The sequence below is a fragment of the Aureimonas sp. SA4125 genome (assembly GCF_019973775.1).
GTDB lineage: Bacteria > Pseudomonadota > Alphaproteobacteria > Rhizobiales > Rhizobiaceae > Plantimonas.
This window is the reverse complement of the sequence record NZ_AP025032.1, coordinates 3620050-3636893: the sequence shown is the minus strand read 5'-3', so window position 1 is coordinate 3636893 and position 16844 is coordinate 3620050. Positions and strand designations below refer to the sequence as shown.

Sequence of the window (16844 nt, the reverse complement as noted above, 5' to 3'; positions counted from 1 at the left end):
ACCGCGACGCCGCAACGGGCGCGCGGGAGGCCAGGGACATCATGCAGAATGACAAACTTGACACCGCTGTCTGCGATCAGACCGACACCCCCCACCGAGGCCCCCAAGCCCGCGGCGCGGGCCGTCGCCACTGAAGCAACCAAGCGTTTCGACGATGCCGTCGCTTCCGCCGCGACGACCGGCGCCGCGGCGGCCCCGCACGAGCCGTCAATCTCGAAAGTCTATCGCGGGTCGCGCAGCGGCGTCATGCCACCTTCGCAGCAATTCGAAAGCTTCGTCCTGCGCAGCTTCGTTGAAAGCATGCTGCCGCAGGAAGAAAGCGAATATTTCGGCACCGGTACGGCCGGCAAGATCTGGAAGTCCATGTTGGCCGAGCGCATCGGCGACGAAATGGCCAAGGACGGCGGCATCGGCATCGCCGACATGATCGACAAGCACGGCACCAAGGCCAAGGACGTCACGGACGGACAGGAAAAGCTGGCCCGTGCCGGGACGATGGCGACTGGCGCCGCGGCCCTCAAGGGCCTCGGCTTGAAATGACGCAGGCAACAGCCCCGGTGACCCGGGCAAGATAGGAAGATCATCGTGGAAGCGGTTCTCACCCAGGCCATCAATCGTCTCGAATCCGTCCTCGCGGGCGAAACGCTCGCCCTGCGCGAAGGTCGTACCTTCAACGTCACCGAAACCAGCAACCGCAAGAACCAGTGCCTGCTGGAGCTCTCGCGCATCTCGCGCGGGCTCGACCCGGCCGCCGTCACGCCCAATCTGAAGGTTCGCCTCAACGGTCTGAGAGAGCGCCTCGACGATAACCGGCACGTCCTGTGGCTTCACATGGAGGCCGCTGGCGAGATCACCCGGCTGATCGCCAGGGCCATTTCGGACGCGGAGTCCGATGGCACCTACGGTTCGGCGGTCACCGGCGTGAAGCGCGAAAGATGATCAAGATCATCGCCATCGGGGTCTGGGTCGTCATCGCCACGCTCGGGTCGAGCTACGTGGCCGCGTCGATGAGCGCGCCGGCCGGACCGGAGCCCAAGGCCGAGCCCACCTATTTTGCCGGGCTCGACTATCGCAAGACCGAGACCATCACCGTCCCGATCATCGCCAAGAATGCGATCCGCGGCTATGTCCTGGCCGCCTTCGTCTACACGATAGACGGGGAAGCCGCGGCCAAGCTCGCGGTCCCGCCCGATCCCTTCATCATGGACGAGGCCTTTCGCGCCGTCTATTCGACCTCGCAGTTCGACTTCGAGAAGGCCGAGCAGTTCGATCTGGCTGCCTTGACGGCCTCCGTGCGGGACGCGGTCAATGCGCGCTACAAGCAGAAGATCGTCGACGAGGTGCTGATCCAGCAGTTCGACTTCCTGCCGAAGAACGAGGTCGGCGGCGAAGGCCTGAAGAAACTGCCCCCAGCCGCGGCGAAATAGCTTCCGCCATGCCCCCGTTCAGGACTGCGTAACCCTATTTCGGTAAAACGAAAGCAATTGCGGGGACATCCGCGGATGTGCCCACCCGCCAGCAGAGACAGGCCCGAGCAATGCTTTCGACGCTCCTGAATTATCGGCTCTACGCGAGCGACCTGACGAAATCGCTGCAGCGCGTCCAGGCCGACACCCAGGTGGCCAACGATACGAAGTATTACGACGAGAAGATCGGCCAGGTAAAAACTGTCGACGAGTTCATGAGCGACACTCGCCTCTACAACTACGCGCTCAAGGCCTACGGACTGGAAGACCAGGCGGGGTCGAAGGCCTTCATCCGCAAGGTGGTCGAGAGCGACCTTTCCGATTCCACGTCCTTCGCCAACGCCCTGTCGGACTCGCGCTACCGTCTTTTCGCCGAGGCCTTCAACTTCAACAAGACGGCTGCCGTCGCGACCGTGCAGAGCACTGGTCAAAAGGAGGCCATGGTCGAGGCCTATTCGGAGCACCGTGTCCGCCAAGGTGCGGCGCTGGCACTGAAGACGGACTATTTCGAAAGCAAGATCGCCACCATCGGCTCGGTTGACGCGTTCCTGAACGACTCCACTTTGTTCGAAGTCGCAATGCTCTCCATCGGTGCCGATCCGGCCCTGATCTCCAAATCCTACGTGCGCGGCGTCCTCACCGGCGCAACCAGCGACGACGCGGCGAGCAGCAGCGACGACAAGTTCTTCGCTCTCGCCGACAAGATGAACTTTGCCAGCGACGGTTCCGTCACGGCCGGCGCCCCCGCCATGACAGCGGAAAAGGCCGAGCGCCTCGTCTACGACTTCAACGTCGCGCGCGACAACCTGGCAAGTTCGCAGTCGGCGGCAAGGGAAACAAAGTACTTTCTTGCCAAGGCGGCGACGGCAACCGCCGTTGGCGACCTGACGGGCGATCCCCGCATAGCGAGCTATCTCGTCACCGCTTTCCGGCTGGATTCGACGACTTCCGCCGCCTATATCGCGAGTATCCTGACAAGCGACCCGGCGGATCCCAACAGCGTCCTCGCCAAGGCTTCAACGGCCACGCCGGCCCAGGTGGACTACAAGGAGAAGCTCGTCGCGCTGAACGCCGCCTTCACCTTTACTCCCCAGGGCACCGTGCCCTCGGGCGGCAATGCGCTTGCTCAGCCCTCGGGCGAAGCCGTGACCGCGAAATATCACGACAGCTACCAGACGGCCGCGCTCGCCAAGGACGCGTCCAAGACCGAGACCTTCACCTTCCTTGCCGTCAACATCATGTCGGTCGGTGACCTCCTGGCCAAGAGTGCCGTCTTCGGCCGCGACGCCCTCGACTATGTCCTCAAGGCTTTCGACATCGATCCGGCAACGGCCAGCCTGACGAAGATCAGGCGGGTTTTGCAAAGCGACGTCTCGGACCCCGAGAGCTACGTCAACAAGCTTGGCGACAAGCGTTACGAAACCTTGGCGGCGGCCTTCAACTTTGGCGCGGACGGCAAGGCCGCGACGCAGCGGCAGGTGCAGTCCGATGACCGCATCACGAGGGTGGGAACGGCCTACAAGGCAAGCTTCGGTGCCGATCTGACGGATGCGAGGAAGTCGCTCATCACCGAGGAAACGAAGAAATACATCACGGCGATCGGCGATGCGCACAAGCTCGACGATGTACTGGCAAGCGACACCATCATCGACTTTTCCCTGAAGGCGTTCGGCCTGGAGAAGGAAAAGCTGAGCGCCGACCAGTTGCGCAAGCTCCTGACAAGCGATCTCGGCGATCCCAAGAGCTACGCCAACGCGTTCAACGACAGCCGCTACGTCGACTTCGCCCAGTCCTTCAACTTCGACACCGATGGTCTGGTCACGCGCGGCAGCGACAGCATCCAGCAGCCGGCGCTTCGCCTGTCGACGGAGAACAAGTACCTTCTCACGACCATGGAGCAGAAGGCGGGGGAGACGAGCGAGGGCGCCCGGCTGGCGTTGTATTTCCTGCGTCAGGCGCCGACGCTGACGACGCCGCTGAAGCTTCTAGCCGATTCCGCCATCCTCGAAGTCGTGAAGACCGCGCTCGGCCTTCCGAGCGAGCTCTCATCGCTCGACGTCGACAAGCAGGTGGCGATCATCGAGAAGAAGCTCGACGTGAAGGATCTGCAGGATCCCAAGAAGCTCGACAAGTTCATCGCGCGCTTCGCCGCCCTGTACGACCTCAACAACGCCGACCTGACTGCAGGCTCGCCCTATCTCGGTCTCTTCTCGCAACCGGCCGGTCTCCTCGGCGTCTTCTGACGGGGTCGCAGGAGGGCCGTATCGGTCCGGCGCAGAGAATGGCGCGCGCGCCGATCAGTCGTTGAGGGCGTAGTATCGACCCGCGATCCGCTCGGCATCGGCCGGGCCGACCGCCTGGGCATCCGACGTGAAGCGCAAACCCGCCTGGCCCTCGGCCGACCAGATCATCCGCACGTCCCACTGCACGGTCTCGCTCTCGTCGAACAGCGTCATCGCCGGCGACAACTCTGCGGCCTCGAAGAGCCGGACCCGGGCGCCCGCCTTGCTGCGGTCGATGATGGCGCAATCCGCGAGGTAGCGGCCCGTGGGACTCAGGAGCTTTCCCGGACGAAGGCGGCTGCGGAGCCGACTGGCTTCCCGTCTGTTTTCCCTTGTCATGGATACGTCCCCCGGCTGCGGCGATGCGGCAGGCGAACACGGATTCGCCTGGCGTATCATGCCCCGAAGCGGTGCCGGACGCATCCGGTAGCCTGGCAATCTTGGCAAGATCGTTAACCCAGCCCGCCCGGCTTTACCGTTTGCTTACCGTGCGGACCAAAACACCGGCCGGCCGCGGCGGCGCGGAAGGAACCCTTAAGCTGCGGCCGACACAGTGGGGGCGTCTCACACGCGCTGGATCCGTCATGCCGACCGCACCCCGTTCTGCGTCCACTCCCGTCTCGTCCGGACGCCTTCACCGCGTCTTCGGGGAGTTCACCCTCGACCGGGTTCTCAGCGCAAGCCTATGCGTGGCCTCGCTCGGCTTCTTCGTCTCGGCCTATTCGATCTCGCTCAGCGACCCCGACTATTTCAGCCAGCGCATCCTGTCCACGATGCGCCCGACGAACATCGACCCGATGACCACCGGCACCATCATCGAGGCCGGCAAGGACGCGATGCCGGCGCCGAAGATCGTGCGGGTCAGACCACCGGTCGCGGCCGACTACCAGATCGTGATGGTGTTCGACAACGAGGCGATCCTGGCCACGGCCGAGGAACTCGTGCGCGTGAAGGTCGGCTCCCGCGTTCCGGGGCTTGGCGACATCATCAAGATCGATACGACCGAGACCGGCGGGACGGTGGTCGCCTCGGAAGCGACGCTGCGCAGCGTCGCCCAATAAGTCGCAAACTCCGGCAGGGGCGCGGCTCGCTGGAAGGCGCGGCTACTTCTTTTCCAGAAGAACCTGGCCGCCCTTGGCGATATGGCCCTTGATCTTGCCGGCGATGGCCGCGAGAATCGTCGGCAGGTCCATCTCGACATGCACGCTGTCATCCAGCACGTCGAGCCGCCCGACGACGGTCTGCCCGAGCATCTTCGCCCGGAAATTGAGCCGGTCGCCGGTCCAGACGTCCTCGAACTTCACCATGCCGCCCAGCGCCTGATCGCGGAGTTTCGAGAAACTCGTCTCGATCCGGGCACGCGCAGCCTCGCGCGTCAGCTTGTGCGGGATGTCGATCTTGATCGTCTCGGGCATCGCGCCATGGCTCCTGGTTCACGAGGGGAACGTCTTATCCCCCAACGGGATATGGAGGCGAGGGCGCTACGCTTCAACCGGAAGCCGATCGCACAAACGACTACGGCCGGGAGATCCCCGGCCGTTGTCTCGTTCTATAGGCTGCAGCCGCCTTGCGGCGATGCCAGCCGGCGCCGATCAGGCGACGGCGCGCGGGGTGGTGCGGCCGCCGCCGCGGTGCGAGTTGCGCGCGCCTTCGGGCTTGGCCGAGCGATTGGCCGCGCCGCCATTGCCGCCGGGACGGCCGCCCGAGCGGTTCTGGCCGCCGGGCTTGCCGGACGGGCGTCCCTGCATCTGGCGCGGCGGACGGGCGCGTTCCTCTTCCATGGCGGCGAGCTCGGCGCCGGCGAACTCGGATTCCTTGAGGTCGAAGCGCTGGCCCGTAAGCTTTTCGATCGAGCGCAGCTTTGCCCGCTCGGACGGATCGACGAGCGCGATCGCAAAGCCCGACTTGCCGGCGCGCGCGGTGCGGCCGATGCGGTGGACGTAGCTCTCCGGCTCTTCCGGCAGGTCGAAGTTCACGACATGGCTGATGTCGTTGACGTGGATGCCGCGGGCGACGATGTCGGTGGCGACGAGCACCCGGGTCTCGCCGGCATGGAAGGCGGCGAGCGCCTTCTGGCGGGCGGCCTGGCTCTTGTTGCCGTGGATCGCGGCGGAATCGATGCCGGCCTTGATCAGGTCCTCCGACAGACGGTTGGCGCCGTGCTTGGTGCGGGTGAAGACGACGACCTTGTCGAGCGCCGGGTTGGCGAGGTGCTTCACCAGCCAGTGCTTCTTGGCCTTCTGCGGCACGAGATAGGCGCTCTGGTCGATCTTCTCGACGGTGACGATCTCGGGCGTCACTTCGACGCGAACCGGGTTCTTCAGGATCTTGGCGGCGAGCGCCTCGACGTTCTGCGGCATGGTCGCCGAGAACAGGAGCGACTGGCGCTTGGTCGGCAGCGACTTCACGATGCGCATGACGTCGCGCACGAAGCCCATGTCGAGCATGCGGTCGGCCTCGTCGAGGACGATGTGCTCGACCGAGCCCAGCGACAGCGCCTGCTGGTCGACGAGGTCGAGCAGACGGCCGGGCGTGGCGATGACGATGTCGACGCCGCGGCGCATGGCCTCGATCTGCGGCCGGGCGGAGACGCCGCCAAAAATCACGTGCTGGCGCAGCGGCGTGCCGGCGAGGAGGTTCTTGACGCTGTCGGCGATCTGCGAGGCGAGCTCGCGGGTCGGCGCGAGGAAGACGGCGACGGGCGTTTTCGGCTGCGCGCGGCGGCCGCTCTTCAAAAGCGCGTCGATGACGGGGAGGGCGAAGGCGGCGGTCTTGCCGGTGCCGGTCTGGGCGATGGCGAGGACGTCCTTGCCTTCGAGGACGACGGGAATGGCCTGCGCCTGGATCGGGGTCGGCGTGGTGATTTCGGCACGCGCAAGCGCGGTGAGAAGGACGTCGGACAGGCCGAGCGTCGAGAAACTGGTATGGGTCAAGGAATGCCTTTGAATGATGGCGGGCATGGGAGCCCTGCGAAACGGCCGACGGTCTTCGCGCTTGCGGACCAGGTCGGCACGGGCCGTGATCGGATCCAAGTCCGAAGGCGCTCGTCTAACATTCCAGCGGGTTTTCGGGAGAAAGCACGGGAAGAAGGGAGCGCAGCGCGTCACGGCGTTGCGAGGGCTCATATGCGGGGTTTTGTGCGGTGCGTCAAGGGTGGGGGAGGGGGGATGCTCTCTCGGTAGAGACGCCGGACTGGGAGGTGCCGACCTGAGATCGTATTTTTGCTGGCCTCAACCTGGAACAGGCGCGCTGTTCGCACCCGATAGCTAAGGTCGCAATTTAGTTATTGCGTCGAAAGTCCATCTTCAGTTTCTCTTGATATACCCCTATGCGCTTTTTTGCGCGATCGATCACATCGCTGAAATGCAGAATCTCAAAGTATGTTTCGCCGAGCGACAGCCGAGTCTCTGGATCCTTTAATTCGCTTGACTGAAACCAACCTTTTCCCGTTGGAAAAGGTGTCCATGTGCCGCTTAGTCGTAGCGTATTTATACTGTCACCGATAAGATATCCGTAAAATTTATTAAGTTTTCCGCCAGATTTTGCTGCGAGCAACTGCGCATCTCCGATAGATCGCCGATGTGTTCATCTGTTGAGATGCCTGGAGCCTTAAACTCTACTATGATGGCAGAGCCCTCTTTGCTAAAGATCGCTATATCGGGGCGTTTCCCGCCGTTTTCTGCATTTCGTTTATGGAGAACTTTTTCAAGTAGGCAATCAATATCATTTTGAAAGACATTTGTATCATCATTCCATTTGATATTTGCTAGAGGCATGTCCGAGGCTATATAGTCGTAATATTGATACTCTTCGCTTAGGAGCCAAATGTCATGATCTTTTGATTCAGTGCTATCTTTTCGCATTGGGAAGAAGATACTGTGAATTATTTGCTCGTCCTTGCGGCGGGTGCCATTTGATGAATCCTGCATTGCCAATTTCTTTCCACAGGCAAGAGCTAGAATATCCACAATCGCCGCGCGTCTTACCGCAAGTTGTGACAGATTTGCCATATCAATGTTTTTTAAAGACGAGGTATATTTCCATGAGAGTTCGTTGATTTTATTCCTGAATTCGTCGGAATCCGGCTCTGCTGTAATAATCTCTTCCTTGAGGTTGAAAATTGCTGCAGTCTCGTCGATGGCGGCCAGCTGGTATTTTGTCAACACACGTTCTGCAACCGATTGCGCCGAGTCGCCATAAACAATGCGGGTCTTGGTGTCTTGAAGCATCGCTTCACTGATGCCGAATTGGTTGGTTGCCTCGTCTAGCACCTGGTCTTTCTTCCAGTCAGCGGGCGCGACGAGCTTATCAATAACCTGGTCGAGCGCCTCATGAATATCTGCATAAGAAAGCGTTTCGGAAGAAAAAAGGTCGCCGCTCGGAATCTCATACGGGATCGTTGGGAAATCGTCGCGCTGCTCGTTAACGCGTGCATCCAAATAATCGGCCTCGATAAGCACGATGTGATGGAAGCCGCGAACTGGGTTGTTTTGCTCCGCACGCGTTCGAAGGTAGTGTCCTGTAATGTCTTTTACGGGCGTTGACTTGGCGCAGAAGGCAATTGCGTTTCTTGGAAGATCATATTGTTCAGCATCAAGTTTATAGTGCGACAGAGTAAATCTTTGCCATGTGCCGAGGCCCGCGCCCGTTCTTGGGTCGCGTTCTTCGATGTCGATAGGAAGATCAGCGCTTACTGCCGGTAAGTCGCTTTGTCGCAGCACTTCGCTCTGAGCGGTAGTGTCCGCGCTCGTGGTGGAAATTCCGACATTGAAAGGTGTGGCTGAGGCGGTCACCGGATAGGGCGGCTAAGGTGGAGTTGCGAGACTTCAACCTGACCGGAGAACCCGATGACCGAGGACAGACTACCGCTTGCCGAGCTTTTTGCGAAAGCCGGGGACGGCGATTTCCTGAGAACGATAGCCGAGAGCGTGATGCAGCTCCTTATGGAGGTCGACGTTGAAGGCATGATCGGCGCCGGGCGCCACGAACGGACGCAGGAACGGGCGACTTATCGCAATGGCTACCGCGACCGCTCGCTCGACACGCGGCTCGGCTCGTTGCAGCTTCGGATACCCAAGCTTCGGCAGGGCAGCTACTTCCCGCCGTTCCTGGAGCCGAGAAAGCTCTCGGAGAAGGCCTTGGTTGCCGTCATTCAGGAAGCTTGGATCAGCGGCGTTTCCACCCGGCGGGTCGACGATCTGGTACAGGCCATGGGGCTGTCGGGGATCGGCAAGAGCACCGTATCGAAGCTGTGCAAAGACATCGACGAACGCGTCGGCGGCTTCCTCGACCGTCCTCTCACTGGCGACTGGCCCTACCTCTGGCTGGATGCGACCTACCTGAAGCAGCGCGAGGGTGGACGCATCGTTTCGGTCGCCGCCATAATCGCCGTGGCCGTGAACACGGACGGCAAGCGCGAGATCGTCGGCCTTCACATCGGCCCCTCGGAAGCGGAGACGTTTTGGTCGAGCTTCCTCAAGAGCCTCGTGCGCCGCGGCCTGTCCGGCGTGAAGCTCGTGATCTCGGATGCTCACGAAGGGCTGAAAGCCGCCATTCGCCGGGTGTTCAGCGCCTCCTGGCAGCGCTGCCGGGTGCATTGGATGCGCAACGCCCTGTCGTATGTCCCGAAGGCGCAGCAGAGCATGGCGGCGGCCGCGCTGCGCCAAGCCTTCGCCCAGCCCGATCGTGCTAGCGCCAGCCAGGCGCTGCGCCACGTCGCCGACCAGCTTCGGGGAAAGTGTCCAAAGCTCGGGGCCTTCATCGACAACAGCGAGACCGACGTGCTGGCGCACATGGATTTTCCCAGTCAGCACCGGACCCGGATCCATTCGACGAATTCCCTGGAGCGCCTGAACAAGGAGGTGAAGCGGCGTGCCGACGTCGTCGGAATCTTCCCGAACGAGGGATCCATCATCCGGCTCATCGGCGCCGTCCTTCTCGAGGCCAACGACGAATGGCAGATCCAGAACCGCTACATGCAGACCGAACCCATGGCCGACCTCATGGCCATGGGCAACACTGCAAAACCCGAACAGATTTCCACCGAAGTCGCCTGAAACGGAGCCGCTTCAGCTACACTCAATTTCCACCACGTTGACGGACACGACCCTCTGAGCCTTGTCTTCATTCCAGTGCCTCGTTCTAAAGCGGATTTCGAAGGTAATTACCCACCCCCGCATTCCGTAGAATGTCAGGCGCCTACCGTCTCGAGAATTGTGTTGAAGACGTTGCCCCCTTGGCGCAGCCGGGCGGTATCGACGACGGTTCGGATGTCAGCTTCGCCTTCGGCGGCCCACATGGATCGATAGCCGTTGGTGACCTTGCGCTGGATCACGGCCGGTCGCAGGGCGCGCTCGCAGCCGTTGTTGGTGGCCTCGACCATCCCGGTCCAGAGAGTGAAGGTCAGGAGCTGGTCGCGCGCTCGCCTGAACTTGTGCTGGACCACTCGAGCGAAAGGGCAGGAGGTCGGTGCGGCGAGGATCTCGGAAAGACTTCGCTCCAGTGCACGGCGCTTGGCGACGATGGTCGATGCGGCGAAGGTCGTGATGCCGCTGGCCAAAGCGAAAGCCTTGGACAGCCAGATCCGCAGCCGCGACGGCAGCAGATCCTCGCCCGCCTGTTCGGCGTAGGCGACGTCGCGGGCCAGATGAGCCAGACAGGTCTGATGGGCGTCGGCATGTCCCTGCTGGGCAGAGTAGCGATCGGAACACCAGACCTTTGGCCGGTGCCCGTCCATCAGGGTCCTGACCACGATGGCACCACGGGTCGGAGCGGCACGATGGACGACTGCGTCATCGCAGCGAAACACCCATTGGAAGGCGTTGCTGCCTTCGATGCGAACGCCGGTCTCGTCCGAGGCCACCACCTTGGAGCGGCGCAGGGCGGCAATGGCGAGATCGCGGTCGGCGACGAAGGTGCCCTGCGCCCGGCGCAGCATGTTCATCAGCCCGCCCTGGCTGATCTGCAAGCCGAAGAGATCGGCCAGAGCTTTCTGAAGCCGTTCATAGGACAGGGCCTGGAAGGTCTTAAGATAGGTCGCCACCGCATGCAGCCGCGGCCCGAACGGCGTCCCCCTTGCCGCATCGGGCAATCCCGCTGAGACAAGCGTGCCGCAGGAAGGACAACAAACCGAAAGCCGGCGATGACGCGTCACGAACGGCTTGATCTCCGGCAGATCGACCGTCTCGTACGTGCCGCCGATCTCCGCGGGAAGGCTATCGGCCAGGGCTGCCTGGCAGCAGGAGCATTGCTCGGGACGGTGATCGACGAGCCGATCGAAATCCTCACCCATCGCTCGGCTGTGGCCTTCGTGACCGGGCTTGGCGCCGCCAGGTCTTGCCTGCTCACGGCGCTCCTTGCGGTCACTAGACGGAGGCTTCGAGGATGTGCGTGACGTCTTCTCCGGACGCTGAATCTTCAGCACCAGATCGATCAACTCTTCCTTCGTCAGACGCTGCAAATCACCGCGATCCATCCGTCCATGGATTCAGGGAATTCGGCCCGTGACAAGGGGGTGGGTAATTACTTTCGAAGTCATCTAGCTGCTCACCGAGGCCGACAAGCCGTTGTAAAAAAGCTACAAGCATTTGCCTTTTTAGTATAGAAGCGGAGAACAAGCTACTTAGGGAGTTTCCGTGCGATATTCTAAGGCGAACAGCTTCCTTGAATCCATAAAGCTGGATGATGGTGCCGATATCAGCTATGTCGCCAGGAACGATGCTGAAGTCGTCTTCTTCAATCTGCTTTTGCGGCTCGGAGTAATGCAGTTCGCGTTTGAACGGGATTCCGCCGTCTTGGTACGTACTAGCAATCGTCATCGATGCGAAATGATGAAAAAACTGGATGCGTCCGGCACCCTTGCATTTGCTGATCCCCGGAATCGAAAGGTCGTCCTTGTAGGATGTATCCTTGGTCAGAAATGCCTTGAGTTGCGGTCGTGTCCGTCAACGTGGTGGAAATTGAGTGTAGCTGAAGCGGCTCCGTTTCAGGCGACTTCGGTGGAAATCTGTTCGGGTTTTGCAGTGTTGCCCATGGCCATGAGGTCGGCCATGGGTTCGGTCTGCATGTAGCGGTTCTGGATCTGCCATTCGTCGTTGGCCTCGAGAAGGACGGCGCCGATGAGCCGGATGATGGATCCCTCGTTCGGGAAGATTCCGACGACGTCGGCACGCCGCTTCACCTCCTTGTTCAGGCGCTCCAGGGAATTCGTCGAATGGATCCGGGTCCGGTGCTGACTGGGAAAATCCATGTGCGCCAGCACGTCGGTCTCGCTGTTGTCGATGAAGGCCCCGAGCTTTGGACACTTTCCCCGAAGCTGGTCGGCGACGTGGCGCAGCGCCTGGCTGGCGCTAGCACGATCGGGCTGGGCGAAGGCTTGGCGCAGCGCGGCCGCCGCCATGCTCTGCTGCGCCTTCGGGACATACGACAGGGCGTTGCGCATCCAATGCACCCGGCAGCGCTGCCAGGAGGCGCTGAACACCCGGCGAATGGCGGCTTTCAGCCCTTCGTGAGCATCCGAGATCACGAGCTTCACGCCGGACAGGCCGCGGCGCACGAGGCTCTTGAGGAAGCTCGACCAAAACGTCTCCGCTTCCGAGGGGCCGTAATTACCCACCCCCTTGTCACGGGCCGAATTCCCTGAATCCATGGACGGATGGATCGCGGTGATTTGCAGCGTCTGACGAAGGAAGAGTTGATCGATCTGGTGCTGAAGATTCAGCGTCCGGAGAAGACGTCACGCACATCCTCGAAGCCTCCGTCTAGTGACCGCAAGGAGCGCCGTGAGCAGGCAAGACCTGGCGGCGCCAAGCCCGGTCACGAAGGCCACAGCCGAGCGATGGGTGAGGATTTCGATCGGCTCGTCGATCACCGTCCCGAGCAATGCTCCTGCTGCCAGGCAGCCCTGGCCGATAGCCTTCCCGCGGAGATCGGCGGCACGTACGAGACGGTCGATCTGCCGGAGATCAAGCCGTTCGTGACGCGTCATCGCCGGCTTTCGGTTTGTTGTCCTTCCTGCGGCACGCTTGTCTCAGCGGGATTGCCCGATGCGGCAAGGGGGACGCCGTTCGGGCCGCGGCTGCATGCGGTGGCGACCTATCTTAAGACCTTCCAGGCCCTGTCCTATGAACGGCTTCAGAAAGCTCTGGCCGATCTCTTCGGCTTGCAGATCAGCCAGGGCGGGCTGATGAACATGCTGCGCCGGGCGCAGGGCACCTTCGTCGCCGACCGCGATCTCGCCATTGCCGCCCTGCGCCGCTCCAAGGTGGTGGCCTCGGACGAGACCGGCGTTCGCATCGAAGGCAGCAACGCCTTCCAATGGGTGTTTCGCTGCGATGACGCAGTCGTCCATCGTGCCGCTCCGACCCGTGGTGCCATCGTGGTCAGGACCCTGATGGACGGGCACCGGCCAAAGGTCTGGTGTTCCGATCGCTACTCTGCCCAGCAGGGACATGCCGACGCCCATCAGACCTGTCTGGCTCATCTGGCCCGCGACGTCGCCTACGCCGAACAGGCGGGCGAGGATCTGCTGCCGTCGCGGCTGCGGATCTGGCTGTCCAAGGCTTTCGCTTTGGCCAGCGGCATCACGACCTTCGCCGCATCGACCATCGTCGCCAAGCGCCGTGCACTGGAGCGAAGTCTTTCCGAGATCCTCGCCGCACCGACCTCCTGCCCTTTCGCTCGAGTGGTCCAGCACAAGTTCAGGCGAGCGCGCGACCAGCTCCTGACCTTCACTCTCTGGACCGGGATGGTCGAGGCCACCAACAACGGCTGCGAGCGCGCCCTGCGACCGGCCGTGATCCAGCGCAAGGTCACCAACGGCTATCGATCCATGTGGGCCGCCGAAGGCGAAGCTGACATCCGAACCGTCGTCGATACCGCCCGGCTGCGCCAAGGGGGCAACGTCTTCAACACAATTCTCGAGACGGTAGGCGCCTGACATTCTACGGAATGCGGGGGTGGGTAATTACGAGGGGCCGATGTGAAGGCCGACGATCTCGCGCTTGCCGTCCGTGTTCACGGCCACGGCGATTATGGCGGCGACCGAAACGATGCGTCCACCCTCGCGCTGCTTCAGGTAGGTCGCATCCAGCCAGAGGTAGGGCCAGTCGCCAGTGAGAGGACGGTCGAGGAAGCCGCCGACGCGTTCGTCGATGTCTTTGCACAGCTTCGATACGGTGCTCTTGCCGATCCCCGACAGCCCCATGGCCTGTACCAGATCGTCGACCCGCCGGGTGGAAACGCCGCTGATCCAAGCTTCCTGAATGACGGCAACCAAGGCCTTCTCCGAGAGCTTTCTCGGCTCCAGGAACGGCGGGAAGTAGCTGCCCTGCCGAAGCTTGGGTATCCGAAGCTGCAACGAGCCGAGCCGCGTGTCGAGCGAGCGGTCGCGGTAGCCATTGCGATAAGTCGCCCGTTCCTGCGTCCGTTCGTGGCGCCCGGCGCCGATCATGCCTTCAACGTCGACCTCCATAAGGAGCTGCATCACGCTCTCGGCTATCGTTCTCAGGAAATCGCCGTCCCCGGCTTTCGCAAAAAGCTCGGCAAGCGGTAGTCTGTCCTCGGTCATCGGGTTCTCCGGTCAGGTTGAAGTCTCGCAACTCCACCTTAGCCGCCCTATCCGGTGACCGCCTCAGCCACACCTTTCAATGTCGGAATTTCCACCACGAGCGCGGACACTACCTGAGTTGCTCGCCCCCTAGGCCGCACCCATTATCAGTGCATGACACGCTCATAATTTCGCGGTCGCCAAGTATGTCAGCCGGCTGGAACTCGACTTCGATTGTGACGCACATACTCGGAGCAGACGAATCAAGCGCTCGTCGGATCAGGTGAGCATCAATCGCATTGGAAATGAGTTCTTCAAAAACAACATATTGATTCAAGCTAAGCTTGGTATTCTTGATGCTTCCTCTAACGTCGAGCGTCATGTTTTTCGTGATCCAAAGGTTTGAACAAGCTGCCTTACCTCGTGCCTCGTTCGAAATTACAATTCAATCACGCCGACTGGCTGCTTTAGCCGGATGTATGTTTTCTACACTATTGATCGGCAACTTCAAGTAGTAAGAGGGCCTAGCCGCGCATGCTTTGACTCGCACTGGCGGCAAAAATGGCTTCGCTGAGGAAAAGCCACTTGTGCAGGTATCGCCTACGAGTGCATGTCAAAGCTACGTCTCCATCTCCGCCTTCAACACCTCCAGCTCCAGCCACTCGTTCTCCGCCTTCGCCAGCTCGCCGCGCTTGGCGTCCAGCTTGTCGGCGAGCTTGGAGAACCGCGAGGGGTTCTTCGAAAACAGCAGCGGGTCGGCCATTTCGGTCTCGAGCGCGGCGATCTCCTTCTCCAAGGTGGCGATTGTTTTCGGCAGGCTTTCCAGCGCGAATTTCTGCTTGAAGGAGAGCTTTGCGACGCCGGTGGCCACAGGCTTGGCCGTCATCGCCATCTTCGAGGCGCCGGTGAGGTCGTGGTTGCGGCCGCCCTTGGCGGGCTTGCCGGCCTGGCGTTCGGAGCCGAGCGTGCCGCGGGCGGATTTGGCGTCGGTGCGGCGCTGGATCAGCATGTCGGAGTAGCCGCCGGCATATTCGGTCCATTGGCCGTTGGCATTGGGCGTGACGACGCTCGTCACCGTGCGGTCGAGAAAGTCGCGGTCATGGCTGACGAGGAGGACGGTGCCGGGATAGTTGGCGATGAGCTCCTGCAGGAGGTCGAGCGTCTCCATGTCGAGATCGTTCGTCGGCTCGTCCAGGACGAGGAAATTTGCCGGCGTCGCCATGGTTTTGGCCAGCAGCAACCGGGCGCGCTCGCCGCCGGAGAGGTTGCCGACGGGGGTGCGGATCTGCTCGGGCTGGAACAGGAAGTCCTTGAGGTAGCCGGCGACGTGGCGGGCCTCGCCATTGACGATGACCTGGTCGCCGCGCCCGTCGGTGAGGGCTTCGGAGACCGACTGCTCGTCTTTCAGGCTGGCGCGCTTCTGGTCGAGGAAGGCGAGGTCGAGATTGGTGCCGAGGCGGACCTTGCCGGAATCGGGCTGCGTCTCGCCGATCAGCATTTTCAGGAGCGTCGTCTTGCCCGCGCCGTTCGGGCCGACGAAGCCGACGCGGTCGCCCCTGAGGATGCGCATGGAAAAGTCCTCGACGAGGACGCGCTCGCCATAGGCCTTGGCGATGTGCTCGGCCTCGATGACGAGCTTGCCGCTCTCGCGCGTCTCGCCGGCGGTCATGTCGATCATGCCGACGGCGCGTCGGGTGTTCTTGCGGTCGGAGCGCATGGTGTGGAGGGCTTCGAGCCGGCGCTGGTTGCGCGTGCGGCGGGCGGTGACGCCATAGCGCAGCCAGTGCTCCTCGCGCACGATCTTGCGGTCGAGCTTCTGCAGGTCGCGCTCTTCCTCTTCCAGCGTCTTGTCGCGCCAGGCCTCGAAGGCGCCGAACCCCTCGTTGATGCGGCGCGCGCCGCCGCGGTCGATCCAGACGGTCGCCGCCGTGGTCTTTTCCAGGAAGCGGCGGTCATGGCTGATGACGACGATGGCGCTGCGCAACGAGCGAACCTCGTCTTCCAGCCATTCGATGGTTGGCAGATCCAGATGGTTCGTCGGCTCGTCGAGCAGGATGATGTCGGGCTCTGGCGCCAGCACGCGGGCGAGCGCGGCGCGGCGCGCCTCGCCGCCGGAGAGGTCGGAGGGGCGCGCATTCGGGTCGAGGCCGAGCGCGTCGATGCAGCGGGTGACGCGGTAGGGATCGTCGGCCGGGCCGAGGCCCGCGGCGACATAGGCCTCGACGCTCGGCGCATCGCCGAAATCGGGCTCCTGCGCCAGATAGCGGATCGTCGCGCCGGGCTTGCGGAAGACCTCGCCGGAATCGGGCTCGACGATACCGGCGGCGATCTTCAGGAGCGTCGACTTGCCGGAGCCGTTGCGCCCGACGAGCGCGATGCGGTCGCCGGGAAGGACGGAGAGTTCGACGCCTTGGAGAAGCGGCGTGCCGCCGAAGGTCAGCTTGATGCCGTCGAGGTGGAGCAGAGGAGGTAGGGCCATGGTGAGGCTCTAGCGCATTTTGCTGCGCAGCGAAATCACTCCGCTGCGATCACTGCCGGCGAACCGCTTCG

Annotated in this window: 15 protein-coding genes and 2 pseudogenes; 7 read left to right on the top strand and 10 right to left on the bottom strand. The window is 62.2% G+C overall.

Going from position 1 to position 16844, the window contains the following annotated elements:
• The first annotated feature begins 57 nt into the window (after window positions 1–57).
• The 4 genes from Sa4125_RS17220 to Sa4125_RS17205 all read left to right on the top strand — a co-directional run bounded on the left by Sa4125_RS17220 (window position 58) and on the right by Sa4125_RS17205 (window position 3709).
• A complete protein-coding gene (locus tag Sa4125_RS17220) occupies window positions 58–540 on the top strand; it encodes a rod-binding protein (RefSeq protein WP_223999840.1) in 483 nt (160 codons plus the stop codon).
• A gap of 45 nt (window positions 541–585) precedes the next feature.
• A complete protein-coding gene (locus tag Sa4125_RS17215; protein ID WP_223999834.1) occupies window positions 586–939 on the top strand; it encodes a hypothetical protein in 354 nt (117 codons plus the stop codon).
• Window positions 936–1427: a hypothetical protein gene (locus Sa4125_RS17210; protein ID WP_223999833.1), complete on the top strand. Its 492-nt coding sequence runs from the start codon at window positions 936–938 to the stop codon at window positions 1425–1427. Before Sa4125_RS17215 ends, Sa4125_RS17210 begins: the two co-directional genes overlap by 4 nt.
• Window positions 1428–1537: 110 nt before the next feature.
• The gene (locus tag Sa4125_RS17205; protein WP_223999832.1) at window positions 1538–3709 is read left to right on the top strand and encodes a DUF1217 domain-containing protein; all 2172 of its coding nucleotides are present in this window, start codon (window positions 1538–1540) and stop codon (window positions 3707–3709) included.
• 54 nt (window positions 3710–3763) lie between these two features.
• Here Sa4125_RS17205 and Sa4125_RS17200 read toward each other — a convergent pair whose 3' ends face one another.
• On the bottom strand, window positions 3764–4087 hold the full coding sequence (locus Sa4125_RS17200) for a hypothetical protein (RefSeq protein ID WP_223999831.1): 324 nt from the start codon (window positions 4085–4087) through the stop codon (window positions 3764–3766).
• Window positions 4088–4332: 245 nt separating this feature from the next.
• On the opposite strand from Sa4125_RS17200, the gene Sa4125_RS17195 reads away from it, so the two are divergent.
• A complete protein-coding gene (locus Sa4125_RS17195; RefSeq protein WP_223999830.1) occupies window positions 4333–4809 on the top strand; it encodes a hypothetical protein in 477 nt (158 codons plus the stop codon).
• Between the two features lie 42 nt (window positions 4810–4851).
• On the opposite strand, the gene Sa4125_RS17190 is transcribed toward Sa4125_RS17195, so the two are convergent.
• From Sa4125_RS17190 to Sa4125_RS17180, 3 genes are all read right to left on the bottom strand, one after another.
• Entirely contained in the window at window positions 4852–5163 is a 312-nt protein-coding gene (locus tag Sa4125_RS17190; protein WP_223999828.1) for a polyhydroxyalkanoic acid system family protein, read from the bottom strand.
• A gap of 177 nt (window positions 5164–5340) precedes the next feature.
• The gene (locus tag Sa4125_RS17185; RefSeq protein ID WP_223999826.1) at window positions 5341–6681 is read right to left on the bottom strand and encodes a DEAD/DEAH box helicase; all 1341 of its coding nucleotides are present in this window, start codon (window positions 6679–6681) and stop codon (window positions 5341–5343) included.
• Between the two features lie 555 nt (window positions 6682–7236).
• Complete coding sequence (locus tag Sa4125_RS17180; RefSeq protein ID WP_223999824.1) at window positions 7237–8541, bottom strand: type I restriction enzyme HsdR N-terminal domain-containing protein; 1305 nt, start codon at window positions 8539–8541, stop codon at window positions 7237–7239.
• A gap of 54 nt (window positions 8542–8595) precedes the next feature.
• Here Sa4125_RS17180 and Sa4125_RS17175 point away from each other — a divergent pair, with 54 nt between their 5' ends.
• Window positions 8596–9804: an IS256 family transposase gene (locus Sa4125_RS17175; protein WP_223998301.1), complete on the top strand. Its 1209-nt coding sequence runs from the start codon at window positions 8596–8598 to the stop codon at window positions 9802–9804.
• Between the two features lie 134 nt (window positions 9805–9938).
• Here Sa4125_RS17175 and Sa4125_RS17170 read toward each other — a convergent pair whose 3' ends face one another.
• The 3 genes and pseudogenes from Sa4125_RS17170 to Sa4125_RS17160 form a co-directional block, all read right to left on the bottom strand.
• Entirely contained in the window at window positions 9939–11222 is a 1284-nt protein-coding gene (locus Sa4125_RS17170) for an IS66 family transposase (protein WP_223998294.1), read from the bottom strand.
• The gene (locus Sa4125_RS17165; RefSeq protein ID WP_223999822.1) at window positions 11209–11565 is read right to left on the bottom strand and encodes a hypothetical protein; all 357 of its coding nucleotides are present in this window, start codon (window positions 11563–11565) and stop codon (window positions 11209–11211) included. Before Sa4125_RS17165 ends, Sa4125_RS17170 begins: the two co-directional genes overlap by 14 nt.
• Window positions 11566–11732: 167 nt before the next feature.
• Window positions 11733–12374: pseudogene (locus Sa4125_RS17160) on the bottom strand (IS256 family transposase); the annotation flags it as partial.
• 27 nt (window positions 12375–12401) lie between these two features.
• On the opposite strand from Sa4125_RS17160, the gene Sa4125_RS17155 reads away from it, so the two are divergent.
• A complete protein-coding gene (locus tag Sa4125_RS17155) occupies window positions 12402–13685 on the top strand; it encodes an IS66 family transposase (RefSeq protein WP_223998294.1) in 1284 nt (427 codons plus the stop codon).
• Between the two features lie 30 nt (window positions 13686–13715).
• On the opposite strand, the pseudogene Sa4125_RS17150 reads toward Sa4125_RS17155, so the two are convergent.
• The 3 genes and pseudogenes from Sa4125_RS17150 to Sa4125_RS17140 all read right to left on the bottom strand — a co-directional run.
• Window positions 13716–14315, bottom strand: a pseudogene (locus Sa4125_RS17150) (transposase); the annotation flags it as partial.
• 109 nt (window positions 14316–14424) lie between these two features.
• Complete coding sequence (locus tag Sa4125_RS17145) at window positions 14425–14676, bottom strand: hypothetical protein (RefSeq protein WP_223999814.1); 252 nt, start codon at window positions 14674–14676, stop codon at window positions 14425–14427.
• Window positions 14677–14913: 237 nt separating this feature from the next.
• Entirely contained in the window at window positions 14914–16773 is a 1860-nt protein-coding gene (locus Sa4125_RS17140; protein ID WP_223999812.1) for an ATP-binding cassette domain-containing protein, read from the bottom strand.
• Window positions 16774–16844: the final 71 nt, after the last annotated feature.

What these genes read in the sequence shown, in the direction of transcription:
- Sa4125_RS17190 (WP_223999828.1), bottom strand. Translation starts at nt 5,163, where the DNA reads ATGCCCGAGACGATCAAGATCGACATCCCGCACAAGCTGACGCGCGAG.
- Sa4125_RS17200 (WP_223999831.1), bottom strand. Translation starts at nt 4,087, where the DNA reads ATGACAAGGGAAAACAGACGGGAAGCCAGTCGGCTCCGCAGCCGCCTT.
- Sa4125_RS17155 (WP_223998294.1), top strand. Translation starts at nt 12,402, where the DNA reads ATGGATCGCGGTGATTTGCAGCGTCTGACGAAGGAAGAGTTGATCGAT.
- Sa4125_RS17170 (WP_223998294.1), bottom strand. Translation starts at nt 11,222, where the DNA reads ATGGATCGCGGTGATTTGCAGCGTCTGACGAAGGAAGAGTTGATCGAT.
- Sa4125_RS17195 (WP_223999830.1), top strand. Translation starts at nt 4,333, where the DNA reads ATGCCGACCGCACCCCGTTCTGCGTCCACTCCCGTCTCGTCCGGACGC.
- Sa4125_RS17165 (WP_223999822.1), bottom strand. Translation starts at nt 11,565, where the DNA reads ATGACGATTGCTAGTACGTACCAAGACGGCGGAATCCCGTTCAAACGC.
- Sa4125_RS17145 (WP_223999814.1), bottom strand. Translation starts at nt 14,676, where the DNA reads ATGACGCTCGACGTTAGAGGAAGCATCAAGAATACCAAGCTTAGCTTG.
- Sa4125_RS17210 (WP_223999833.1), top strand. Translation starts at nt 936, where the DNA reads ATGATCAAGATCATCGCCATCGGGGTCTGGGTCGTCATCGCCACGCTC.
- Sa4125_RS17140 (WP_223999812.1), bottom strand. Translation starts at nt 16,773, where the DNA reads ATGGCCCTACCTCCTCTGCTCCACCTCGACGGCATCAAGCTGACCTTC.
- Sa4125_RS17205 (WP_223999832.1), top strand. Translation starts at nt 1,538, where the DNA reads ATGCTTTCGACGCTCCTGAATTATCGGCTCTACGCGAGCGACCTGACG.
- Sa4125_RS17175 (WP_223998301.1), top strand. Translation starts at nt 8,596, where the DNA reads ATGACCGAGGACAGACTACCGCTTGCCGAGCTTTTTGCGAAAGCCGGG.